The organism is Bacillus sp. FSL W8-1143 (assembly GCF_037965155.1).
GTDB lineage: Bacteria > Bacillota > Bacilli > Bacillales > Bacillaceae > Bacillus > Bacillus pumilus.
This window is the reverse complement of sequence record NZ_CP150182.1, coordinates 3,501,079-3,526,187: the sequence shown is the minus strand read 5'-3', so window position 1 is coordinate 3,526,187 and position 25,109 is coordinate 3,501,079. Positions and strand designations below refer to the sequence as shown.

Annotated in this window: 23 protein-coding genes; 22 read left to right on the top strand and 1 reads right to left on the bottom strand. The window is 43.8% G+C overall.

All coding sequences use genetic code 11. The features are described from left to right. Window positions 1-356 precede the first annotated feature (356 nt). The 14 genes from NSQ36_RS18095 (at window position 357) to cydC (ending at window position 16,143) form a co-directional block, all read left to right on the top strand. Entirely contained in the window at window positions 357-815 is a 459-nt protein-coding gene (locus tag NSQ36_RS18095) for an NEAT domain-containing protein (protein WP_137054189.1), read from the top strand. Between the two features lie 20 nt (window positions 816-835). Then, the gene (isdC, locus tag NSQ36_RS18090) at window positions 836-1,489 is read left to right on the top strand and encodes a heme uptake protein IsdC (RefSeq protein WP_034620342.1); all 654 of its coding nucleotides are present in this window, start codon (window positions 836-838) and stop codon (window positions 1,487-1,489) included. A gap of 18 nt (window positions 1,490-1,507) precedes the next feature. Continuing rightward, a complete protein-coding gene (locus tag NSQ36_RS18085) occupies window positions 1,508-3,325 on the top strand; it encodes an NEAT domain-containing protein (protein ID WP_339206335.1) in 1,818 nt (605 codons plus the stop codon). 75 nt (window positions 3,326-3,400) lie between these two features. Next, entirely contained in the window at window positions 3,401-4,288 is an 888-nt protein-coding gene (gene isdE / locus NSQ36_RS18080; RefSeq protein WP_212045711.1) for a heme ABC transporter substrate-binding protein IsdE, read from the top strand. A gap of 33 nt (window positions 4,289-4,321) precedes the next feature. Next, entirely contained in the window at window positions 4,322-5,308 is a 987-nt protein-coding gene (locus NSQ36_RS18075; RefSeq protein ID WP_251190627.1) for an iron ABC transporter permease, read from the top strand. Next, window positions 5,295-6,065, top strand: coding sequence for an ABC transporter ATP-binding protein (locus NSQ36_RS18070; RefSeq protein ID WP_003214769.1), 771 nt, complete (start codon window positions 5,295-5,297; stop codon window positions 6,063-6,065). Before NSQ36_RS18075 ends, NSQ36_RS18070 begins: the two co-directional genes overlap by 14 nt. A gap of 26 nt (window positions 6,066-6,091) precedes the next feature. After that, entirely contained in the window at window positions 6,092-6,844 is a 753-nt protein-coding gene (srtB, locus tag NSQ36_RS18065) for a class B sortase (RefSeq protein WP_251190628.1), read from the top strand. An 18-nt stretch (window positions 6,845-6,862) separates the two neighbouring features. After that, window positions 6,863-7,801, top strand: a complete 939-nt coding sequence (locus NSQ36_RS18060) for an ABC transporter substrate-binding protein (protein WP_251190629.1) — start codon at window positions 6,863-6,865, stop codon at window positions 7,799-7,801. After that, window positions 7,798-8,811, top strand: a complete 1,014-nt coding sequence (locus NSQ36_RS18055; RefSeq protein WP_251190630.1) for an iron ABC transporter permease — start codon at window positions 7,798-7,800, stop codon at window positions 8,809-8,811. Before NSQ36_RS18060 ends, NSQ36_RS18055 begins: the two co-directional genes overlap by 4 nt. 1 nt (window position 8,812) lies before the next feature. After that, window positions 8,813-9,934 carry a heme oxygenase gene (gene isdG, locus NSQ36_RS18050; protein WP_106029455.1) on the top strand — a complete coding sequence of 374 codons (1,122 nt, stop codon included), beginning with the start codon at window positions 8,813-8,815 and terminating at the stop codon, window positions 9,932-9,934. Between the two features lie 331 nt (window positions 9,935-10,265). Continuing rightward, window positions 10,266-11,681, top strand: a complete 1,416-nt coding sequence (locus NSQ36_RS18045) for a cytochrome ubiquinol oxidase subunit I (protein ID WP_003214979.1) — start codon at window positions 10,266-10,268, stop codon at window positions 11,679-11,681. Then, window positions 11,668-12,684 carry a cytochrome d ubiquinol oxidase subunit II gene (cydB, locus tag NSQ36_RS18040; protein ID WP_044140290.1) on the top strand — a complete coding sequence of 339 codons (1,017 nt, stop codon included), beginning with the start codon at window positions 11,668-11,670 and terminating at the stop codon, window positions 12,682-12,684. The genes NSQ36_RS18045 and cydB overlap by 14 nt, the downstream gene beginning before the upstream one ends. After that, window positions 12,684-14,420, top strand: coding sequence for a thiol reductant ABC exporter subunit CydD (cydD, locus tag NSQ36_RS18035; RefSeq protein ID WP_251190631.1), 1,737 nt, complete (start codon window positions 12,684-12,686; stop codon window positions 14,418-14,420). Before cydB ends, cydD begins: the two co-directional genes overlap by 1 nt. Continuing rightward, complete coding sequence (cydC, locus tag NSQ36_RS18030; protein WP_310026276.1) at window positions 14,410-16,143, top strand: thiol reductant ABC exporter subunit CydC; 1,734 nt, start codon at window positions 14,410-14,412, stop codon at window positions 16,141-16,143. The genes cydD and cydC overlap by 11 nt, the downstream gene beginning before the upstream one ends. Before the next feature lie 57 nt (window positions 16,144-16,200). Here the strand turns inward: cydC and NSQ36_RS18025 are convergent, their stop codons facing one another. Further along, complete coding sequence (locus NSQ36_RS18025; RefSeq protein ID WP_251190633.1) at window positions 16,201-17,238, bottom strand: pectate lyase; 1,038 nt, start codon at window positions 17,236-17,238, stop codon at window positions 16,201-16,203. A gap of 474 nt (window positions 17,239-17,712) precedes the next feature. Here NSQ36_RS18025 and sigY point away from each other — a divergent pair, with 474 nt between their 5' ends. The 8 genes from sigY to NSQ36_RS17985 all read left to right on the top strand — a co-directional run bounded on the left by sigY (window position 17,713) and on the right by NSQ36_RS17985 (window position 25,020). Next, on the top strand, window positions 17,713-18,246 hold the full coding sequence (gene sigY, locus NSQ36_RS18020; RefSeq protein WP_003214662.1) for an RNA polymerase sigma factor SigY: 534 nt from the start codon (window positions 17,713-17,715) through the stop codon (window positions 18,244-18,246). Continuing rightward, the gene (locus NSQ36_RS18015) at window positions 18,243-18,554 is read left to right on the top strand and encodes a YxlC family protein (RefSeq protein ID WP_251190634.1); all 312 of its coding nucleotides are present in this window, start codon (window positions 18,243-18,245) and stop codon (window positions 18,552-18,554) included. Before sigY ends, NSQ36_RS18015 begins: the two co-directional genes overlap by 4 nt. After that, entirely contained in the window at window positions 18,551-18,763 is a 213-nt protein-coding gene (locus NSQ36_RS18010) for a hypothetical protein (RefSeq protein WP_003214995.1), read from the top strand. Before NSQ36_RS18015 ends, NSQ36_RS18010 begins: the two co-directional genes overlap by 4 nt. 312 nt (window positions 18,764-19,075) lie before the next feature. Next, window positions 19,076-20,446: an NADP-specific glutamate dehydrogenase gene (gene gdhA / locus NSQ36_RS18005; protein WP_003214886.1), complete on the top strand. Its 1,371-nt coding sequence runs from the start codon at window positions 19,076-19,078 to the stop codon at window positions 20,444-20,446. Between the two features lie 83 nt (window positions 20,447-20,529). Further along, the gene (locus NSQ36_RS18000) at window positions 20,530-20,643 is read left to right on the top strand and encodes a hypothetical protein (RefSeq protein WP_003214702.1); all 114 of its coding nucleotides are present in this window, start codon (window positions 20,530-20,532) and stop codon (window positions 20,641-20,643) included. A gap of 126 nt (window positions 20,644-20,769) precedes the next feature. Next, entirely contained in the window at window positions 20,770-22,152 is a 1,383-nt protein-coding gene (locus NSQ36_RS17995) for a copper amine oxidase (RefSeq protein ID WP_251190635.1), read from the top strand. 73 nt (window positions 22,153-22,225) lie between these two features. Then, on the top strand, window positions 22,226-22,840 hold the full coding sequence (locus NSQ36_RS17990; RefSeq protein WP_251190636.1) for a sortase: 615 nt from the start codon (window positions 22,226-22,228) through the stop codon (window positions 22,838-22,840). A 236-nt stretch (window positions 22,841-23,076) separates the two neighbouring features. Then, the gene (locus NSQ36_RS17985) at window positions 23,077-25,020 is read left to right on the top strand and encodes a PRD domain-containing protein (RefSeq protein ID WP_251190637.1); all 1,944 of its coding nucleotides are present in this window, start codon (window positions 23,077-23,079) and stop codon (window positions 25,018-25,020) included. The last annotated feature ends 89 nt before the right edge of the window (window positions 25,021-25,109 follow it).

The following is a 25,109-nucleotide window of genomic DNA, read 5'->3' as shown; positions in this document are numbered from 1 at the left end:
TCTGTCTGATCGAAATTTTTTTGTGCGATTTTCCAGAAATCTAAGTCAATAGTATGAAAAATGATGTTGACAATAAATTCACTCATCATATAAGATCAAGAAGAAGAGGGTTCTTTTCCCTGTAATGGAATGGAGGTCATGCCATGGTATCATGAATGGGACAGATTGCCTAAAACACGTGTCAAACCATCATTTAGAAACAGACATCTTTGGCTTTTAGGAAGCAAAGATTTATTTTTTCAACTCAATTGATAATGATTATCATAATCATCTATAAGTGTGATCAAGCGCTTATGAAGGTTATTTTTTTTATTATCCGTTGAGAATAATTATCAATATCATTTAGGAGGGTTCACATGAAAGCCATTCGTTCAACATCACACGTATTATTGTTCTTTAGCTTTGTTCTATTATTTGCTCTAGCCCCGATTAGCTCAGCCTCAGCAGCAGGCTTAGCAGATGGTCAACATTCAGCACAATATGTGGTATGGAAGGCAGATAGCGATTCGACTTCAACAGCGAATACGTATTTTGAAAAACCAGCCAAGCTTGTCGTGAAGGATGGAAAAATCAAAGCACAAGTCACGTTAACGAATAGTTCTTGGATCACTAGCTTTAAAACACTTGAACAAGGTGTCTACAAAGATGCGAAGGTGATCAGTACAAACACAGCTGCGAATAAGAGAACAGTAGAATTCAACGTGAACAACCTGACAGAAGTCGTACCAGCAAAAGTGAGCGTGACTGTACCGGTCATCGGATATACAGGTAATTACGACATCCGTATCAAGTTTGATGCAGCATCTGTTCAGTAAAAAGGGAGGAAATTCGCTTGATGAAAAAAATGATGAGGCTATCAGTCTTCATGACCGCTTTATTATTGGCACTCATGCTGCCTTTTTCAAACGCACAGGCTGCCACGTTAAAGGATGGTACATACTCCGTCAACTATACTGTGCTCAAGGCTGAAGGAAATGCGGTCTCTATGGCAAATGACTACTGGCTGAAGCCAGCAAAAGTGATTGCAAAAAATGGGAAGCTGACAGTACAAATGACCATTAAAAATAGCAGCTGGGTGACGGAATTTAAAGTTCCGGGAAATGGCGGCTATGTTGATACAACGGTTCTCTCAACCAATAAAAAAGCCAACACAAGGATTGTTCAGTTCCAAGCTCAGAGCTTGTCTAAACCAATCAAATCAAAAATTCATGTCACTGTAAAATCTGCTGATTATGATCATGATTATACCATTCAGCTGAAATTTGATGAGAGCAGCATGAAATCACTTTCGTCTAACAGCACAAACAAATCAGCGGGTGAAGCAGAAAAGCAGCAGCCATCAAAAGAATCAACGAAAACATCTGATTCATCCACGACAAAACAAGAAGAGAATCCTCAAACTGGTGATACAAACCAGACAGGGTGGCTCCTTGTGCTTGCTCTATGCTCAGGCGGATTTTTAGCAAGAAAGTGGATCATTAAGCATTAAGGAAGGAAGTGTCACCATTTGAAACGTCTTTTTCATCTAAAGGCAGCCATTCTGCTCGTTTTATTCAGTTTATTAACTGCATTTCAGATTCCTCAAGGAACGGCTCAAGCTGCATCATTTGTTGATGGTGAATACACGGTCGGATTCACTGTTTTAAAAAATGGCAGCACAGAAGCGTCCATGATGGATACGTATACAGAAAAGCCAGCTAAGCTGATTGTGGAAAATGGCAAGACGACTGCCTATGTCACACTGAAGCAAAGCAAAGAGATTACAGATTTCAAGGTTGAACAAAATGGCGCTCTTGTCACCACTGAAACCGTCAGTGAGGATGAAGCTGCCAATACACGTGTAATCAAGTTTGATGTTGCCGACTTATCAGCCAAATTAAACGGCTGGGTGAAAATTTATTGGGATTTAGGCGGCTTTATTTATGACGAAGCATATGACGTACAGCTTGCATTCGATCAAAGCAGCCTAACGCTCGTTACACCTGCAAAGCCAGACGATAACGAAACAAAACCAGATGACCAAAATGGCACAAAGCCAGACGATAACGAAACAAAGCCGGATGACCAAAATGGCACAAAGCCAGACGATAACGAAACAAAGCCGGATGATCAAAATGGCACAAAGCCAGACGATCAGCAGACAACACCAGACAATAACAATGGTACAAAGCCAGTAGATTCTGCGCAAAATCAACTGAAAGATGGCGAGTACCGCATCAATTACAGTGTGCTCAAAGGGGATGAGGACGAGGCATCTCGGATGAACCAATACTTCTCACATCCTGCATCCTTAACCGTCAAAAACGGAAAGCAAACCATTTCCTTTACGGTGAAGGACAATACGTCTGTTGCTTCTTTGAAAATAGAGAAAAACGGCTCTTATCAAGAAGTGAAGACCGTCAGCACAGATCAAGCAAAGAACACAAGAGTGGTGTCATTTGATGTCGTTGATTTGAAAAAAGCGGTCAAAGGAAAAGTTCACATTGTAGTAGCGGCCGCCCACTATGACCAAACTTACGATATTCGTTTTCAATTCGATGCAAAGAGTATCGCGCCACTTAAAGGCGGACAGGTAGAGGAAGAAACACCTGCTGCACCAGAAACACCAAAACCAAACACACCATCACCAGAAACAAATAACGGCGGAGCTCCTCAAGAGACGGCTCAGCTTAAAGATGGTGTATACAAGCTTCCTTTCTCAATGAAGAAAGCAGACAAGGATGAGCTTTCTCGTATGAACGATTACGTCGTGAGCCCTGCGACATTGGTTGTGAAAAATGGCCGCCATTTCGTTTCATATACAGTGAAGAATAGCTCAGCTATCACGTCCTTCCAAGTAGGAACAGGTGGCAAGTTTGAAGAGACGCTTGTTGCAAAAACAGATCAAAAATCAGATACACGAGTGATTCAATACGAAGCCAAAAGCTTAAGCACGGCTCAGGCAGCACGCGTGAAAATTGATATTCCAGCTGCGAATTATCATGAGCAGTACGATGTCAAACTTATCTATGACACAAAAGGAATTGCTCTTGGTGAAGGAAGCGGGATTCGATCGATCATCGGAGACGATGAGAGTATCGGCTTTGTCAAAAATCCAAATGATCGCGATTCTCAATCAAATCAACCAAATCAACTTGAGAATTTAGCGCCAGAGGAAACAGGCGCAGAGCAGCTGACATTTACTCCATCAGATGACCAAACCAAGTCTGAGACTGGACAGCTGAATCCAAAAACAGGAGATACCTCTCTTCTTTGGGTGTATATTCTTTTATTCGGCGGGTCATTATTCGTACTCGTCAGAAAGTATCAAACAAGAACAAGATAGATGGTTTAGTTGAAGTGAGATGCGCCGAGATCATCGACGCATCCACTCTCTTTTTTCGAAAGGGGGCTTCTGTTTTTGAAGCATCGAATGTTATGTACCTTGATCGCTGCCCTTAGTGTGTGCGTGATCTTATCGGGCTGCTCACAGTCAGCTGAAAGCTCAGCAAAAGGCAAAAAAAACGCAGATTCAAATGCGCGCATTGTGGCAACAACTGTAGCTGCTGTGGAGATCATGGATGCCTTAGAGATCGATCTTGTTGGGGTGCCAACAAGCCAAAAATCCTTGCCAGCTCGTTATAAAGGACTGCCAGAAGTCGGCAATCCAATGAGCCCAGACATGGAAATCATCCAATCACTTCAACCGACAGATGTCCTGTCCGTTACAACCCTTCAATATGATTTAGAGACACCCTTTCAACAAGCAGGTGTCCCTGCCACATACTTAAATCTCGAGAGCATGGCTAACATGGAGAAGGCGATCACGAAGCTCGGAGATCAGTATGACAGAAAGAAACAAGCCGAGCGCATTGTGTCTGATTTTGAGCAAAAAAAGAAAGACATACAAGAGAAGACGAAGGGAAAACGAAAGCCATCCGTTCTGATTTTGCTTGGTGTACCAGGCAGTTATTTGGTGGCGACAGAGCATTCATATATTGGTGATCTTGTGCGGATCGCAGGCGGAGAGAACATTGTCAAAGGCGAGAAAATGGAGTATTTGGCTTCCAATACGGAGTATTTACAAAAAGCCAATCCAGATATCATCCTCCGGGCCGCACATGGGATGCCAGATGAAGTCGTCCGCATGTTTGATCAAGAATTTAAAACAAATGACATTTGGAAGCATTTTCATGCAGTCAAGCAAGACCGGGTGTATGACCTCGAAGAAAGCTTATTCGGGACAACGGGCAATTTAAAGGCAGCAGAAGCACTAGATGAACTAACGCGTATGCTGTATCCGTCATAAGCGGCGAATTTGAATGATAAAAGGACGTTTAAGATGAAAAAAACAGGGATTTTATTTCTGACAGTCAGTGTCTTACTGGTGTGCGTGTTTATTTATTCCGCCATTACGGGGAGCATTCATGTCACCCCGATTGAATTATTGGAAGGGCTCATCACCGGTCAACATGCACAGGTAGAAATCATTAAAGATCTCAGAATTCCTCGCATGCTCATTGCAATGTTTACAGGGGCCGCTTTATCTGTCTCCGGTGTACTGCTGCAGTCGGTCATGAGGAATCCATTAGCTGATGCCGGCGTCATTGGGATTTCATCAGGAGCCAGCTTCTTTTCTTTAATGGCCATAACAGCACTTCCTCAATTTTATTTCTACTCTCCTTTATTTTCGGTGTTAGGTGGAGCCATTGCGTGTTTTCTCGTGTATGTTCTGTCTTGGAGGGGTGGATTAAGCCCCATCCGCATGATTTTGGTTGGGATCGCCATCAATGCCATGTTTACTGGAATGGCTGAAGCATTTGTGACCATTTGCAGCTATTTCAATATCACGATCAATCAGTCAGGACAGTCGAATCTCACGATGAAAACGTGGGGAGATGTCCGTTTAATCGGAGTCTATGGCGTCGTCGGCCTTGTCGTAGCCCTTTTCTTTAGCAGATGGTGTAACCTCTTGGCTCTTCAGGACAAGACAGCGAAAAATTTAGGATTGCGTGTGACCAGAATGCGCCTTTTGATTTCCATCACAGCTGTATTGCTTGCGGCGGTGACAGCAGCGGTCGCAGGCGTGATTGCGTTTGTCGGTTTGCTTATCCCACACATTTCAAGAAGACTTGTCGGCTCGGATCACCGGGTACTCATTCCATTTTCTGCGTTAAGCGGGGCTTTGCTGATTCTGACGGCTGATACGCTCGGCAGGACGCTTGTCGCGCCAAATGAAATTCCTGCTTCTACGATCATGGCCGTGATTGGCGGGCCATTTCTGATCTTTTTACTAAGAAGGGGGGACCGTCTCCATGGACATTCGTGAGGTGTCATTCTCATATGACCAGCAGAAGGACATCGTTCAATCGGTCACAACACACATTGAAAAGGGGAAAATCACAACCATTATCGGTCCGAATGGCTCAGGGAAATCTACACTGCTTTCATTGATGGCGAATAACCATGCGCCAAACAAAGGGCAAATTCACTTAGACGGCCAAGCACTGAATGCATTTAAGCCAAAGGAGCTGGCAAAAAAGCTGGCTGTCGTCCATCAGCAAAATGAAGCGCCGCTTGATTTAACGATCGAGAGGGTCGTGGCATTCGGCAGAACGCCGTACCAGACGATGCGCGGAGGAGACAAGGAAGAGGATGAGAGAGCGATAGAGTGGGCGCTTTCCAGTACAAAGCTAACGGAAAAACGAAAGGTGCCGCTCGCCTCACTGTCAGGTGGTGAGCGGCAGCGAGTATGGATTGCGATGGCACTTGCGCAAAAAACGTCGATCCTTTTCTTAGATGAACCGACAACCTATTTGGATATCTATTATCAATTTGACATTCTTGAGCTGATCCGTGAGCTCAATGTCGTACATGGACTAACAATCGTTATGGTGCTACACGACATGAATCAGGCTGTCCGCTACAGCGATGTCATCATTGCGATGAAGAATGGCCGGATTATGAGTGAAGGACAGCCAAATGATGTGTTAACAGAAGAAAATGTGCGGCACATTTATGATGTGTCCGTCACGATTAAACAGGATGCAGAAACAGGGATGTATATCGTGCCTGTTGGTATATAAGCTGTGCAAAAAGCAGGTGAGACAGTGTGAAAAGAGGAAAACGGGTCTGGCAGCGGATGCTGACGATCGTCTGTTTAGGTGTATTCATTTATAGCGGGTCAGCCATTGGCTTAGAGCTGTTCGGCTATTATCAAAATCGTCAGGTGCTTGCAAAGGCTCAGACGATGTATGGACATGAGCAAGGAATGAATGAAAGCCGGGGGCCGGGAACCATTCGTACGTCATTTGATGAACTGCGGAAGGTAAACGATGACATTGTCGGCTGGATCAATATGAAGGACACGATGATTCAGTACCCAATCGTCCAATCTCGCGATAATGCGTTATACTTAACCCGTAATTACTTAAAAAACGACACCCGGGCAGGCAGTATTTTTATGGATTATCGCAATGACGTCTTGCATGAAAGCTCGAATACTGTGGTGTACGGACATCGGATGAGGGATGGGTCCATGTTCGCTGGACTCACAAACTATTTAAAAAAGGATTTCTTCGATGAGCATCGGACATTTCAGTACGATACGCTGTATCAAAGCTATGAAGCGGAGATTTTTGCCGTGTATGAAACAACGGTGGACTTCGATTATATTCAAACCGATTTTCGAGATCTTGGCGAATATGCGCACTACTTGCAAGCTGTGCGGAAAAAATCAATCTACCAAACGAAAACAGACGTGTCCACAGATGACCTCATTCTCACTCTATCGACCTGTGATCATGTGCTTGCACCGAAAAACGGGCGTCTCGTGGTACAGGCAAAGCTAAAGAAAGTTTACTAGAAAAGGAGAGACAGACGGTTGAAATTTTCACATGTGATCTTCGTGGGACTTGTCTCGATGCTTCTCCTCGGCGGATGCAGTCAGGCAGCACCTGTAGAGAAAGGGAGCGGTCAAGGTGCGCTGAAGATAAAGGACTTTGCCGGCAGAACGCTGTCGTTTGAGGACTCCCCTCAGCGTATTGTCTCATTATCGACTGGAGACATGAGCATCCTATATGCCTTAGGCGGTGAGGTGGTCGGTCGTCCGGCCGCCGAATTACCAGAGAGCTTACAACAGGCTACATCAGTCCAAACAATTGGTACCACACATCAATTTGATGTAGAGCTCATCACAAGCTTAAAGCCCGATGTTGTACTTGGGAATGAACAATTAAACAGCAAGGACATCTCTACAATAGAAGGAATTGGTTCACAGCTTCTTTTGACAAGTGCCAATTCAGTGAAGGACATCCAGCGCCAAATTACGTTATTCGGAGATTTGCTAGGGAAGCAGCAAAAGGCAAAAGCGCTTAACAAGCAAATCGATCAGCGGAAAAAGCAGGTCAAACAGCCTCAGAAAAAAGTGAAGACACTCGTTGTATACGGGGCACCTGGCACATATATGGCGGCACTTCCTCAATCCTTAAGCGGAGATTTACTGCACATCGCTGGAGGGACGAACATTGCTGAGAATGAACCAGCACTCGAGAAATTCCCTCAATACGCTCAAATCAATGCAGAAAAGGTCATCGAAGCTGATCCTGATCTTATCCTGCTTATGACCCACAGCAATCCTGAAGATGTGAAAGCGGGCTTTATGAGTGAAATGAAACAGAATGCCGCATGGCACGATGTATCAGCTGTCAAACATGGACACGTCGAGATTCTGCCTAGTGATCTATTTGGGACGAATCCAGGCGCAGACGTGATGAGAGCGATTGATGAGCTAGAGAAAAGATTGAAGCGATTGTCATCATGAAAATGAATGCAGAATTAGATTTTCAAAAAAGACAGTCGAGGCGAAGATGGCTGATACCCGGACTATTCATCTCGTTAGTTGTAGGCGCATGCCTAGGGCTTGCATTAGGTTCTGTTCAATTATCACTGCAAGATTTACTCGCTGCTTTGACGGGATCAGGTCAGCCTGTCCATGAGAAAATTGTGATGGATTTACGCCTACCGCGCGTTCTCATCGGTTTCATCGTTGGGGCCTGTCTTGCAGCATCAGGGGCGATTTTACAAGGAGTCGTCCGAAATCCACTCGCTGACCCTGGCATCATCGGTGTGACGGCTGGCGGCGGATTGGCTGCTGTGCTTAGCATGATTGTGTTTCCGCAATTCACGTTTTTGCTGCCAGCCGCTGCTTTCCTTGGCGCTTTATTAGCGGCACTTGTGGTGTATATGCTCTCATTTGATCAAGGGGTTTCACCGCTGAAGCTGATTTTGGCGGGAGTGGCAGTCAATGCCCTGCTTGGGGCGGTGATGAATGGGTTTATGGTGCTTTATAGTGAGCGTGTGCAGGCTGTTCTGCCCTTTTTATCAGGAGGATTAAATGGACGGAGCTGGCATCATCTAACCTTCGTGTCGCCCTATGCGCTTGCTGGGTTGTGCCTTTGTTTTTTTGCCATCAAGCCGGCAAATCTTCTTTTGCTTGGCGATGAATCGGCTCAGCTGCTCGGTCTCAGAGTAGAGCGCACCCGGTTTTTCTTAATTGCACTGGCGGCACTTTTAGCTGGTGCAGCAGTAAGTGTGAGCGGCTTAATTGGATTTGTCGGACTAGTCGTTCCTCATTTTATCCGTCTTTTAATTGGAGATGACTACCGGTATCTGCTGCCGATCTCGATGCTGGGCGGAGGCGTGCTTGTGGTTTTTGCAGATACAGCCGCAAGGGTATGGTTTACGCCAGTTGAACTGCCTGTCGGTATCCTACTTGCCTGCATCGGTGCACCTTTCTTCCTCTATTTATTAAAAAAGAAAGGGAGGGGTTAAGTTGGATGTGATCGCTATGGATGACGTGAGTCTCAGTCAAGGAGGCTTTCAGCTGTCATCTATTTCAGCAGCTGTTCCTAAAGGAAGCGTGACAGGAATTATTGGACCGAATGGATCAGGGAAGTCGACTTTTATTAAAGCAGCCGCACGTCTTACGTCAATCGAAAGCGGCACGATATACATTCACGATATACCGCAAAAAGAGATGACAGCTCAGGAGATCGCAAAGGAAATCGCCGTTCTCATGCAGTCGAGAACAGCCATTCCATCTATGACCGTACGGGAGCTGGTCGCACTTGGACGCAGTCCGCATCGTTCGATCTGGAAAAAAAGCTCGAAGACAGATCAAGAAGCGATTGAGTGGGCGCTTGATGTGACCAATAGCCGGATCAATGAAAATAGAATGCTGCATACATTGTCTGGCGGAGAAAGGCAAAAAGCGTATATTGCGATGGCGCTCGCTCAGAAGACGGAGACGATTATTCTGGATGAGCCGACAACTTACTTAGATATTGCGCATCAGCTTGATTTACTAGAGCTGCTCAAACAGCTGAATAAGACGCATGGAATCACCATTTTAATGGTTCTTCACGACCTGCAGCAGGCAGCAAAATATTGTGACCGCCTTATTGCGATGAAGCGTGGTCAGATTTATCAAATAGGGACACCAAAAGAAGTATTAACAGAAAGCTTTTTCAAAGAGGTCTTTGGGATTCAGGCTGAGGTTCACTTAGACGGTGAGCATCCGCTTATTATTCCAATCGCTTCGATCCAACAACAAAAGGGAGATGAACAAAACATGATCATTGTCAACAACCAGGTAAGAGTAGAAAAAGGCAGTGCCGACCACCTCGTCAAGCGTTTTAACAAGCAGGGACAAGTAGAATTCATGGAAGGATTTTTAGGCATGGAAGTATGGGTCACACAGCAGACAACCGATTACGATGAAGTGACCATTCATACACGCTGGAATCGAAAAGAAGACTTTGTGAATTGGACAAAATCTCAGGCATTTGGTGATGCGCACGCTCATGGAAAAGCGAAACCTGAAGGTCTATTAAAAAACAAAATTACGTACTATGAAGTGCAAGTCACTAGACCAGCCTTACAGAAAAAAGCCTAAAAAAGAAACACAGCGCTGCAACTCACGTGCAGCGCTATTTTTTTACGTTTTTTTACTTTCTGTCACATATCTTTGACAAAGTATTCAAACAACTGACACAATACCTCCCAATTTTTAGGTAAAATTTACTTTATTTTTGAAGCGTATGGGTGTAAAGTACAGGTATAAATAACTAACCGAATGAAAAGCAAGAGTAAAATTTCACCGAGTAAACCATTTCAAACAGGCTATTATTTGTGAATCATTGAACAAATAGTGAACATTTTGTGAAATGGTGAGCATAGACATTTCGAATCATTCGGCATGTGAAAGTAAGGGAGGATGTAAGGCTGTGAGTGAGCTGTTTTTAGCAAGATTTCAATTTGCTTCAACGACATTATTTCATTTTATTTTTGTTCCTATGTCAATAGGTTTGGTGTTTATCGTTGCATTGATGCAGACCCTTTATGTCGTCAAGAAAAAAGAGATTTATAAAAAGATGGCGAAGTTTTGGGGTCATCTATTCTTACTCAATTTTGCAGTAGGTGTGGTGACAGGGATTCTCCAGGAATTCCAGTTTGGGATGAACTGGTCAGATTATTCAAGGTTTGTCGGTGATGTATTTGGTGCACCGCTTGCCATTGAAGCACTGCTCGCCTTTTTCCTTGAATCTACATTTATTGGACTTTGGATATTCGGCTGGGATCGTCTGCCGAAGAAGATTCATTTATTGTGTATTTGGCTTGTTTCCCTTGGTACGATCTTTTCGGCGTTTTGGATTTTACTCGCCAACTCATTTATGCAAGAGCCAGTTGGATTTGTCATTAAAAATGGCCGTGCAGAAATGAATGACTTTGGCGCTCTTGTAACGAACCCGCAGCTTTGGGTTGAATTCCCGCACGTTCTGTTTGGTGCGCTGGCTACAGGTGCATTCTTTATTGCAGGAGTTAGTGCCTATAAAATGATCAAAAAACAAGAAATCGCCTTTTTCAAAAAATCATTCCAGATTGCCATGGTTCTCGCTTTAATTTCTGGTTTAGGTGTGGCATTCTCTGGACATGATCAAGCGAAGCACTTAATGGAATCACAGCCAATGAAGATGGCAGCAAGTGAAGCCCTTTGGAAGGATAGTGGAGATCCAGCGGCTTGGACACTATTTGCCAATATTGATACAGATAAAAAAGAAAACTCTGCGGAGATCAATATTCCGTTTGCTTTAAGTTACTTGGCTTATTCGAAGTTTAGTGGAGATGTGCCAGGCATGCTGACCCTTCAAAAAGAATATGAAGCAAAGTTTGGTCCTGGAGACTACATTCCGCCAGTAAAAACAACCTTCTGGAGCTTTAGAATCATGGTTGGTGCCGGCATGCTGATGATTTTTGCCAGTATGATTGGCTTGTACTTGAGCTTTAGAAAGAAACTCGAAACGAACAAATGGTTTTTACGCTTCATGGTAGGGATGATTGCATTCCCGTTTATTGCGAACTCAGCTGGCTGGATCATGACTGAAATTGGGCGTCAGCCGTGGACGGTCTTTGGTATGATGACGACGGCTCAATCGATTTCGCCAAACGTATCGTATGGCATGCTGTTATTCTCAGTCATTAGCTTTACGACGATGTATCTGATTCTTGCCATCTTGCTTGCCTACCTATTCATTCGAGAAATTAAAAAGGGTGCACATTCGGAAGAGGATACAGATCAAAAGGATGAAACGGACCTGTCTACAGATCCATTTGATGGAGGCGCATATCATGGCATATCTTAACGAGATTTGGTTTATTCTTGTCGCAGTATTGTTTGTTGGATTTTTCTTCTTAGAAGGATTTGATTTTGGTGTTGGGATGTCCATGCAGCTGCTTGGAAAGGATGCGCACGAACGCCGCATTTTAATTAACACGATTGGTCCTTTCTGGGATGCGAATGAGGTCTGGCTGATTACAGCTGGGGGCGCTATTTTCGCTGCTTTCCCTAACTGGTATGCCACGATGTTCAGTGGATACTATATACCGTTTGCGGTTCTCCTATTAGCACTCATCGGGCGCGGAGTCGCCTTTGAATTCCGAGGGAAGGTTGAGAAAGCCTCTTGGATCAAAGCATGGGACTGGGTGATCTTCTTTGGCAGTCTGTTGCCGCCGTTTTTACTCGGTGTGCTATTCACAAGTATTTTACGCGGGATGCCAATTGATCAAGACATGAACATGTACGCTGGTTTTACGGATTTTGTGAATCTTTATTCAGTGATTGGCGGGTTAGCTGTGACGGTTCTTTGCCTTCTGCACGGATTGATTTTCGTCACACTTCGTACAGAGGGTGATTTAAGAGATCGTGCGAGAAAGCTTGGCAAGCGTGTCCTGCTTATTGCGCTGCCAGTTCTTGTCCTATTTGTTGGTGTATCTATCATGGAAACAGACATTTATACGGTACGCCCGATCATCACCATTCCGTTAACTGTCCTCATTGTGGTTTGTTACGTAGCGGCGCTATTCTTTATGAAAAAAGAACGTGATGGCTGGACATTCCTATTCACAGGTGCGGGCATCATGGTGACAGTGACGATGCTGTTCACTGCATTGTTCCCGCGCGTCATGATTAGCTCAATCAACCATACGTTTGATCTGACCATTCAAAACGCTGCATCTGGATCTTATTCACTGACGGTGATGACGATTGTTGCCATTTCTTTGCTGCCCTTTGTGCTTGGGTATCAAATTTGGAGCTATTACGTCTTCCGTAAACGTGTAAGCGGTAAGGAGCCAATGACCTACTAATGGATAAACGTTTGCTTCAATTAAAAGGAATGAGAGGGCTTCTTGCCCTCTTAGGTATTGTGTCACTCATCCAAGGAGCAAGTATTATTTTCCAAGCACAGTGGCTGGCACATGCCATTACTACGCTGTTTGACGGGAAAAGCCTTTCGCAGGCAACGCCTTATGTCCTGCTGTTTCTTGCTGCCTTTCTGGTGCGGCACGGTCTCACCTTGATTCGGGAGAAGGTTATGTTTACCTACTCTTCCCGAATTGGAGCAGACGTCAGAAAACAGCTGTTAGACCAACTCTTTCATTTAGGTCCAGCTTTCACAAAGAAAAAGGGTACAGGAAAGCTTGTCACTTTAGCGATGGAGGGAATTGCTCAATATCGTCAGTATTTACAGCTATTTTTACCGAAAATGGTGAACATGGCTGTGATACCGGCAATGGTCCTCATCTATGTTTGGACATTAGACGAAACATCTGCCGTCATTTTAATCGTGACGCTGCCGATTTTAATTGTCTTTATGATTTTGCTAGGTCTTGTCGCTCAGCGTAAAGCGGCCAAACAATGGAGATCGTATGAGAAATTATCCAATCATTTTACTGATTCTCTCCGCGGCCTTGAAACGCTTCGTTACTTAGGCATTAGCAAAAAACATTCCCGCAATATCGGAGAAGTGTCAAAGCGATATCGAAAGGCGACCATGAGCACGCTGAAGGTTGCATTTCTTTCATCATTTGCGCTTGATTTCTTTTCCATGCTTTCGATTGCAACCGTCGCTGTCTTTCTTGGCTTGCGATTAATTGAAGGGGAGCTTCTGTTATTGCCGGCTTTGACGGCGCTCATGCTAGCACCGGAATATTTCCTGCCAGTACGTGAAGTGGGCAATGATTATCATGCCACGCTAAATGGAAAAGAAGCGAATGAGGCGATGCAGGTCATTTTAGAAGAAAAGGGCTTCCGCGCGCAGGAAACACAATCAGTGCAGTTGAACGAGTGGAATGAACAGTCTGCGCTCACCTTGCAAGATGTGAGTGTCCAGCATGACGAACATGCCCCTTATTCGATTCAGGATGTAGATCTCACTGTGAAAGGGAAGAAGAAAATCGGAATCATTGGTGCCAGTGGTTCAGGGAAATCGACATTAACCGATGTGCTCGGCGGCTTTGTTGAACCGACCTCAGGTCAAATCACACTAAACGGCCAGCCGCTTGTTCATTTACAGATGAAGGAATGGCAAAAGGAAGTCGTCTATATGCCGCAGCACCCTTATTTATTTCACATGACATTAAGAGAAAACATTCGTTTTTATGAACCGCATGCAACAGATGAAGAAGTGGAAAGAGCTTCCAGTGAAGCTGGCTTATCTCAGCTCGTGGCGCAGCTGCCAAATGGTCTTGATGAGGTCATTGGAGAACAGGGAAGAGGGCTAAGCGGCGGACAGGCACAAAGAATTGCGCTTGCGCGAACGGTGCTGGGCAAGCGGTCCATTATGCTGTTAGATGAACCAACGGCACATCTCGATATTGAGACAGAGTATGAATTGAAGAAAACAATGCTTCCGCTGTTTGAAGATAAACTTGTGTTCTTAGCGACACATAGGCTTCATTGGATGCCAGACATGGATGAGATCATTGTCATGGATCAAGGAACGATTGCGGAAATGGGTACACATGAATCATTGATGCAAAGAAAAGGCGTGTATTATCAATTGGTACAGGAGCAAATGGGGGCGGTCACACATGGTAAGTAAAGGCTGGTTTATACCTTATATTAAGGAGAATCAAAAGCTGTTTGCGCTAGTTTTATTTCTTGGGGCAATTGCAGTATTCTCTGCTTCTATGCTGATGTATACGTCAGGATTTCTCATTTCAAAAGCTGCCACAAGACCTGAGAATATACTTATGGTCTACGTCCCAATTGTAGCTGTCCGTACCTTTGGTATATCACGCTCAGCTGCCCGCTATGCAGAAAGATTGGCGAGCCACCAGCTCATTTTGACCATGATTGAAAAAATGCGTGTCCGCCTATATGACATGGCTGAACGAAGTGCGAAACAGACAAAGCTGGGTACAGGTGAAATGCTGGGGCTCTTGTCAGATGATGTTGAGAGACTGCAAGATGCCTATTTAAAAACCATCTTTCCATCTATCGGTGCGCTGCTTTTATATGCCGCATCGATTGGGGCACTTGGCCTATTCTCATGGCCTTTTGCTGGCTTGATGCTGCTTTATATGGCACTTCTCGTATTTGTTTTCCCATACGTCACAGTGCTAGTGAACCGGGCGAGACAAATTCAAATGAAAAAAGGCAGAAATGAACTGTACAGCCATTTAACAGATGCCGTCATGGGCGTGAGTGACTGGTTGTTTAGCGGTAGGCAGAAAGATTTTGTTGATGAATATGAACAGAAAGAAGCGCAGCTGTTAGCGCTTGAAGCAGCTAAGCACCGATTTATCCGTCTGCGCCAGTTTTTTGCACAGCTTATCATTGGAGGAGCTGTCGTGCTTGTCGTGTATTGGAGCGGTTCAGTTGTGCAGTCAGGCTCGATGTCACACACCCTGATTGCAGCCTTCGTGCTTGTGCTCTTTCCGTTAACAGAAGCCTTTCTTCCACTCTCAGATGCAGCTGGTGATATTCCAGTCTATCAGCATGCTGTCAGCAGATTACATCATTATGAAAAGCTTTCGTATGAAGGAGAATCTGATCGCAAGATAGTGGATCAGTCAGCTGTTTCTCAAGATGAAGCTGTTTCTTTTGATCAAGTGTCCTTTGGGTATGATTTGCACCAACACGTGCTAAAGCACCTGTCATTTTCATTGAAGCAAGGAGAATCACTTGCTCTCTTAGGAAAAAGCGGTGCAGGAAAATCGACTATTTTGAAGTTGTTAGAAGGAGCTGTCGTGCCAAACCAAGGAGCTGTCAGTATCCAAGGGAAACCGGTCGAAAGCATTCGAGAGAACGTGTCCACCTATGTGTCAGTACTCAATCAACAGCCGTATTTATTCGATACCTCTGTTTTAAACAATATTCGCTTAGGCTCTCCTAATGCGACAGAGGAGCAAGTAAAAGAAGCAGCGAGACAAGTGCAGCTGCACGATACCATCGAATCTTTGCCAGAGGGCTATCACACCGGTGTGCAGGAGACAGGAATTCGTTTCTCAGGTGGAGAAAGACAACGGATGGCGTTAGCCCGGATTTTGCTGCAAAACACCCCGATTGTTGTATTAGATGAGCCCACCGTCGGACTTGACCCACGCACAGAGCGTGAGCTGCTTGAAACCATTTTCCATGTGTTAAAAGGGAAAACGGTCATTTGGATTACCCATCATCTCACTGGCTGTGAGGCATGTGACCGCATTATGTTTATTGAAGATGGACAAATTGAGATGCAGGGGGAGCATCAGGATTTACTGAAAGAAAACCCGCGCTATCAAAAATTGTATGAGATGGATCGTCCGTTTTCTACAATATAAATAGATGAAATGACAAGAACGTTCGGACAGAGATTTCTGCCCGAACGTTTTGTGGTTTTAAGGATTTACCTTTCCAACACCAGCATTTGATACAACTTCTGATTTGACATTGTTCACGTTAAGCAAGGAGTAGTTATAAGGAGGGTTGTACGTACCTGTAGAAGACGTTGGCAGACTGCCTGTGCTGTTAATAAATGAGTTGTTGATGACATGCCATGTACCGACTTGACGGCTGTCCCAGCTGCCGATCGCATTTTTTGTATTTTCAAATACGTTGTGCTCAATTCTCATTTTTGCGCCCATACGAGAGTTAATTGCAGTTGTCAGGATGCCTTTGTAATAGTTGTTATAGACATGTCCTTCCCCAAAGCGCATAGATGGTACACGAGAATTCAGGTTTTCGAAACGGTTGTTGTGGAATGTGATTTTTCGGTTGTAGTTGTCGTTATCAGAGCTGCCCATGAGCATCGTTTTCCAGCTATCATGAACATAGTTCCAAGAGAAGGTAATATAGTCGGAGTCATTTTTCACATCAAATAACCCATCATAATCATCTTTACCAGAGTTTAATGTATTGTACAGTTCATTATGATCGACCCATACGTTTTTAGAAGCGCCTTCGATTCCGATGGCATCCTTATCACCGATTTTGCTGTGATGGATTTTCAGGTTGCGGATGATGATGTTATTGGCACGCCATACTTTAATGCCAATTCCATTAAATTCACCTTTTGTGCCTTTGCCGACGATTGAGACATTGTTTGTATCTTTCACATCGATTTTATTGGCAGATGTATTAGAAGGGGTAATCGTCCCGTCGACAACAATTTTTAATTTTTCGTTTGTTCCTTTACTTTTGAGGGCAGCCAATAGTTCATTTCCAGTTTTGACTGTGACGGTTTTACCGCCTTCACCGCCTGTTGTACCGCCATTTAATGTGGAGAATCCTTGTTGATTAAAATTGGCCATAATAGAAGGGCTTTCGGGATACTTTGCTGCCGCCTTTGCCTCCCCATTAGGTGCAAATAATGAAGTCACGAGACCAACCGCTAACACACCAGCTAACATTGGAACTTTTTTCTTCAAAGTCAACATCTCCATTCATTTTTGTTTTAATGTAAACGTTTCCAAAAATAAGCTGCAATTCAACTGCTCCTCCTTTCTTCGCCAGTATCGCCTTTTTCGGAATGTAGGAAGAGCATAGCATGCAAAAAGGTATCATCGGCTAAGAATTGGCGCTGTGTATTCCATGATTTTCTAGAAAACTAAGGCCATGATTATTTTATTTTCGTCTAAATGAGACAAGGATCATTGACGATAGGTATTGGGATGACCTAGTGATTATGGGGGAGAGCATCTCCGCTTGACAGAAAATCAGAACGCATCATTTTGTTAGAGCCGAAAGAATGTCATAATCATTACATAAGAAAAAACTGGATATTTAACTCTTCAATTGCTGGATCAACAGGGAGAAAAGCAGACAAGCTAAAAAAATAAAATCTATTTTGAACGATATCGTCATACGTGTCGTCTCATGAATAAGAGAAGAAAAAGGAAGGAGGGGTGTGTTTGGAGCAGACAGAAGAGACATTATTGATTCAGCGGGCAAAACAGGGGGATGATGCTGCATTTACAGCTCTTTATCGCCATCATTATTCCTTTCTTTACCGTTATATAATGAAGCTCACCCTTCAACAAGAGCTTGCAGAAGAAATCATGCAAGAAACGATGCTGAAAGCGTACATGAAACTCTCTTCTTTTAGAGGAGATTCCTTATTTTCAACATGGCTCATATCCATTGCATCTAGACAATTTTTGGATCACCAGAAGAAAAGAAAACGTGAACAATTGAGGGAAGGAAAGGCGAATCAAGAGACGATACGCCGTTTTAAATGGGAGATTCAGCAAAAGGGACATACATGGCATGAGATGTGGGATGCTCTTAACGAATTGAAGGCTCAGGAGAGAGCGCCGATTATTTTGCACTATTATTATGGCTTTACTTATCCAGAGATTGCTTCAATGCTCGGGATGAGAGAAGGTACTGTGAAGTCGAGGGTTCATCATGGATTAAAGAAAATTCGAAAGGAGTGGTCTCAATGAAGGAAGATCAGTTCACCGAACTTTTAAAGGAAGAGTTACAGCAGCTAGATGATCAAATCGAAGTGAAAGAGCCAAGTGAACAGGCTGTCATGATGATGCTGAAGCAGGCGAAGGAACAAGAGAAAAGGCGTTTTAAACAAGAAGTACTGGCGTACGTTCTCATCAGTCTGACCATTCTCACACTATTTGTCGCTGCCATCACCCATTTGCCTATCATCTTCATTCTTCTTCAAGTAGTGAGTGTGCCGCTCTGCGTCATTGTCGGCATCAAGGAATATCAACATAGTAAAGGAGGGTCTTCCTTATGAGTCAGTCGGAGATGATCATCTTATTGTGCGCATTGCCGTTACTATTTGCGCAGGGCCTTCTTTTATTTATGGATGCCAAAAAAAGAGGACGTTATAAGTGGTTTTGGGGCATTGTCGGTTTAATTAACTTCCCATCGTCTTCTATTTTATATTGGCTTTGTGTCGTGTACCCTGATCGAAAAAAAGAGAAGGAGATCCGAAAAGATTGAGCAGAGGCCTATAAAACTTTAGGCCTTTTTTCTTGTTGAAGATCAACTAGAAATCATTCATGGTTCATCTAATTGTCAAAGAGTGCGGGATATATAACGTCTAAATCATGATTTCTAGCTCAATAGTCATTCTGTAAGAGATACTTTCTAAAAACGATTGCGGCGGCTGCTTGATCCATCTCAAATCGGCATCATTTTCATCTGTTATCAGTATTGATCCGTTTTTACAAATGGTGTTAAATTAATCTCAATATGCGTTAGAAAATCTAACAGGATAAATGTGTGAAGATATACAAAGGAGGCAGATGAGACATGTTGACCTTAGATCGAGCAGCACAAACAGCACAAAGCTACATCGACCGTGTGTTAGAAGAGGTGGAAAAACGAAATCCTGGTGAGGAGGAATTTCAGCAAGCCGTAAGAGAAATTCTCGAATCACTCGTTCCCGTTTTTGCAAAGCATCCAGAGTATGAAAAACAAGGCATTTTAGAACGACTCATCGAGCCTGAGCGGCTTGTGGTATTTCGCGTACCATGGGTAGATGATGAGGGGAAAGTACAAGTTAATCGGGGATTTAGGGTTCAATTCAACAGTGCCATCGGTCCTTATAAAGGAGGCATTCGTTTCCACCCATCTGTCAATGCAAGCATTATTAAGTTTTTAGGATTTGAACAAATCTTTAAAAACGCACTGACTGGTATGCCGATCGGTGGAGGAAAAGGTGGATCAGATTTTGATCCTAAAGGGAAATCGGATGGAGAAATCATGCGTTTCGTTCAAAGCTTTATGAGTGAGCTCAGCCGATATATTGGACCTGATCAAGATGTGCCAGCAGGTGATATTGGCGTAGGGGCACGCGAAATTGGCTATATGTTTGGGCAGTACAAGAAAATGCGTGGTGCTTATGAAGCAGGTGTGCTCACAGGGAAAAGCCCTGGATTTGGAGGCAGCTTAGCGAGAAAAGAAGCGACAGGCTATGGATTGGTGTACTTTATGGAAGAAATGTTAAAAGCGCATGGACTTCAATTTGAAGGACGTTCAGTTGTCGTGTCCGGCTCAGGGAATGTGTCTATTTATGCGATGGAGAAGGTCATAGAGCTAGGTGGTAAGGTCGTTGCGTGCAGTGATTCAAGCGGAGCGATTTATGATCCACAAGGCATTTCACTTGAAACAGTGAAGCAGCTGAAGGAAGTAAGCAATCAACGGATTGGGGCATACATAGACATTCACCCGCATGCTGAATTGATTGAAGATTGCGAACAAATTTGGTCTGTTCCTTGTGACATTGCGCTTCCATGTGCAACGCAAAATGAAATATCTGAGATGCAGGCACAGCAACTCGTGGAAAATGGTGTCATTGCGGTAGGAGAAGGAGCGAATATGCCTTCTACTCTAAAGGCAGTCAAAGTTTTTGAACAGAATGATATTCTATTCGCGCCGGCAAAAGCGGCGAATGCAGGCGGGGTAGGTGTCTCAGCGCTGGAAATGGCGCAAAATAGTGCAAGAATGTCTTGGACATTTGAGGAAGTAGATGATCAGCTGAAACAAATGATGCAGACGATTTATCGTCAGTGTACAGAGACAGCAGACGAATATGGACACTCTGGAAACTTAATAGTAGGAGCAAATATTGCAGGATTTCGCAAAGTGGCAGATGCGATGATCGCACAAGGCGTGATTTAACTCCTGCTCTCCCGCACCTGTTTATTTCATGACAAGATGGGGAATCTTCCTTGTAAGAATGACAATAAGGAGGCGCGGGAGAAATGAAAAAATGGCTGAAACAAATTTTTAAATGGGCACCTGTGATTTATCCAGTGGTGAGAAAAATATATAAAGAGCGGAAAGCATCTAAACGTCGTAACGTATCAGCCGGATAATCCGGCTTTTTTTTATGCAAGCATGACCGAATTGTGCGCTAAACAAAAAAGATGATAGATTTGAATGATCCATTTCATGCTTCTTTCCGTTAAGTACATAACAAACGGAAAGAGGAGGAAAAACAGATGAACATGAAAAAAGCGATTTTAACCATTCCGCTTAGCGCAGCATTACTATTTCCGGCAGCCCATAGCGCAAGTGCACACGAAGGACATATGCATGGAGAGGCAAAGAAGACATCTTCGTCACAAGAGGTGTCAAACAAAGCAACCGATCTTCGAGCAGCACTAGACCAGTTATTTTCGGAGCATGCCTACTTAGCAGTCATCACAATGCAAAAGGGAATTGACGGCAGCAAAGATTTTAAACAAGCAGCGGCAGCGCTAAATGACAACACAAATGACTTATCGGAAGCCATCGCTTCTGTGTACGGAAAAAAAGCAGGGAAACAATTCAAAGACATTTGGTCAAGCCATATCGGCTACTTTGTGGATTATGTACAAGCAACCGCAAAGAAAGATGAGGCAGGTAAAAAGAAAGCTGTCAAGCAGCTTGATCAATATCGAGTCAAACAAGCCGACATGCTCGATCAAGCAACAGGCGGGAGATTGAAAGCAAGTGAGCTTGAAGAAGGCTTGAAGATGCATGTGAACGAATTATTAAAAGCGTTTGACAGCTACACAGAAAAGGATTTTGATACGACCTATGAGACTGTTAGAAAATCCATTCATCATATGTTTGAAGTAGGCAAAGGCGTATCGTGGGCGATCACAGATCAATTTCCTGGGAAATTTGATCATAAATCTGTCGATACACCAGCCGCAGATCTTCGTGAAGATTTAAACTACTTGTTCTCAGAGCATTTGGCACTTGCGGTCGTTGCCATGCAAAAAGGAAATGATGGTAGCAAGGACTTTGATCAAGCAGCAGCAGCTTTGAACGAGAATACAAATGATTTATCTAATGCGATTGCATCTGTTTATGGTAAGGGTGCAGGAAAACAATTCAAATCCATTTGGTCAAGCCATATTGGTTACTTAGTTGATTATGTCAAAGCGGATGCATCAGGAGACAAAGAAGCGAAAGAAAAAGCTGTGAAAAACTTGGATGCATATCGGATGAAGCAAGCGAAATTTCTAGATCAAGCGACAGATGGCCGTTTAAAGGCGGCGGATTTAGAAGCTGGCTTAAAAATGCATATTGATGAGCTGATCAAAACATATACGTCTTACCATAATGGCGAATATGATCAGCTTTATCCAACAGTGAGAGAAGCATACGGTCATATGTTCATGGTCGGTCAAGATGTCGCAGCAGCGATTGTTGATCAGCATCCTGAACTGTTCAAATCTAACATGCCTAACGAAATGCCGAAAACAGGTATGGGAGGCACAGCCGGTCCTTTAGGTATGTCATATGAAGCATTTGCGGGATTAATCGCAAGCTTGATCCTAGCAGGCGGTGCAATGGGTGCGTTCTTCCTAATTCGTCGTAAGACATCAAATTAAGCTTATATCAAAACAAAAGGGGGGGAACGTGCACAATCGTGCCGTTCCTTTCTTTCAAAGGAGGCAGACTGACTTGAAAAGGTGGCTGTTTGGTCTTCTGATGCTTCTTGTCATCACGGGCTGTGCATCAAAATCGATGGATGATTCGTCATCCGCTAAAACAACCTCATCTCCTGAAAAAATGACAACAAACCAAGCCACAAAACAGTCTCATTCAAAAGCCATGTTAAAAGACGAACCGTCCGGTATTGTCCCGGCTGAAATTGCGATTCCGGCGATTGATGTCAAAGCAAAAGTAGAGAAAACCACTTTATCAAAGGATGGCAGTATGGGCGTTCCAAAAAATACGGACAACACAGCTTGGTTTAAGGATGGTCCGAAGCCAGGAGATAAAGGAAATGCCGTTATGAATGGTCATGTTGATAATAAGTGGGGACCTTCTGTTTTTTATCGATTGAAGGAGCTGAAAAAGGGAAACAAGGTAATCGTGACATCCATATCAGGTAAAAAGCGAACCTTTGAAGTCGTCAAAGTGCAAAGCTATCCGCGTGAAGAAAAACCAAATGCGTTTTTCGGGTATGCTTTTACACGGAATCTCAATTTAATCACGTGTACAGGGACATTTGATCATGCAGCAGGGACTCATGAAAAAAGATTGGTTGTCTTTACGCAGCTGATTTCTTCATAAAAGGCGATGATACGGAGGTGTATCGCCTTTTTTTCATGGTTTCCCCAACGGTCCTGCCAAAAGATTCATAGGTCATTGGATAGGGTTTGTTGTATAAATAGGGGCGTTTGTCATATAAATGAGATGGCAATTTTTATTTCTTTTCAGTAGAATATGAGTAATGAAGAGAACTGCAAGCGTATACACCTTGTCCAGACAAGGCAGATTCTCCACCCTTACATAAGGAGGCCGATCTGATGCTGAGTAAAAGACTGGCGCACATCTTAAGTCAGCTCATGGCAGCGGAGACCCCGCTCACAAGCGCTGCGCTTTCTGTCAGTTTACAAGTAACAAGCCGCACCATTCGTACAGACATCAAGGAACTGAACGACTGTCTTGCTCCTTATCAAGCGGCTGTAACAGCTGTTCGAGGAGCTGGTTATGAGCTGTTGATCAACGATGAGAATGCCTTTCGCCGTTTTATGAAAGAGGAGGTCGAACAGGAAGAGCCGCTGGCGGTCCTTCCGGAGGAGCGAGTCCGGTTTATTTTAAAAAAGCTGCTTCTCGCAGAGTCTTATGTGAAACTGGAAGACTTACAGCAGCTGCTGTTTATTAGTAAATCGACGATGAGTAACGATATGAAATGGGTCAAACGCAAGCTTGAGCCCTTTGATCTGAAGCTGGAAGCGAAGCCGAATAAAGGCTGCCGGATCAAAGGATCGGAGATGAAAATTCGTTATTGTATGTCAGAGTATTTATTCAGTGAACGCCGATCCTGCCAAACGATGCTGAACACGGCAGTCACCATTTTGCCAAAACATGAACTGGAATTGATTCAGAAAACAATCATTGATTATATCAATGAAGAACGAATGAATCTATCAGACATTTGCATGAATAATTTAATCGTTCATGTCGCGATTGCCTGCAAACGAATTAGACACGGAAACTATGTATCTGTTTTGCCAGAGGAAATCAATGAGATTCCACGGGCAAAGGAATACGAGGTGGCTAAAAAAATGGTGGAATGCCTTGAAGGACTGCTGGACGTCTCTTTTCCACAAGAAGAGATCGTCTATATCGCCATTCATTTATTAGGAACAGCCAAAATGGTGCAGTCCTTTTCATCGAGCGCTCAAAAACAAATTGTGGATGATGACACGAGCCGTCTTGTCCAGCTGATGCTCCAAGCCGTTGATCAAAAGCTGCAGCTTGATTTAGCCGGTGATGCGGAATTAATGATTGGGCTGAGTCTGCACTTAAAGCCAGCCATGACCCGGTGTAAATATGGAATGAACTTAAGAAATCCAATGCTTGATGAAATAAAGGCGGGGTATCCACTTGCCTTTGAAGCAGGAATTATCGCCAGCAGGGTCCTTGAAGAAGAGGAGGGGCTGAGTATTCATGAGAATGAAATCGGATATATGGCGCTTCATTTTGGTGCGGCTTTAGAGCGGAGGAAAATGGAGATTCCGCCGAAGCGATGTCTCATTGTCTGTGCATCTGGTGCAGGGAGTGCAAGGCTGCTTCAGGATCGTTTGCGGTCACAATTTGGGACTAAGCTGACCATTTTAGGAACAGCAGAGCTTTATTCGCTTCCGCATGTCTCTTTACATGCCATGGATTTGATTATTACAACGGTCCCGATTCAGATGGATTTACCGATTCCAGTCATACAAGTGAACACCATTTTGGGAGGCGGCGACTTTTTAAAAATTGAAGAAGCCTTGACGAGTGAAACAAGGGTGACATTGGCCTCTCAATATATGAAAAAGGAATTGGTCTTTACAAAACGCGCCTTTCAAACAAAGGAAGAGGTCATCACTTTTCTCACGAAACAAGTTATCGATATGGGATTAGCACCAGCAGAACTTACACCTTCTGTGATGGAAAGAGAAGAGGCTGCACCGACATCCTTCGGGCATTATACAGCCATTCCGCACCCTATGACGCCGCTGACAGAAGAGACATTTTGGGCGATCTGTTCATTAGAAAAACCGATCATATGGGGAGAGAAAAAAGTTCAATTTGTTTGCTTGCTTTGTGTCGAAAAAGAGAATGCCAAAGATTTAAAAGGGATGTATCGTCTGCTGGGCGAGCTTGTGCACAATGTGAAATTCATTCAGCATCTCATCGCCTGTGATACATTTGAAGACATGCTCGATATCATGTATAAAAAGGCCCCTTCGTACAAGAGCTAACAATGTGATCTTAACTTTTTCCGCTTCCTAAAGGAAAAAGTATAGGTGTTTATGAAAGCGGTTTCATAATATGATGAATGTGTAAAGAA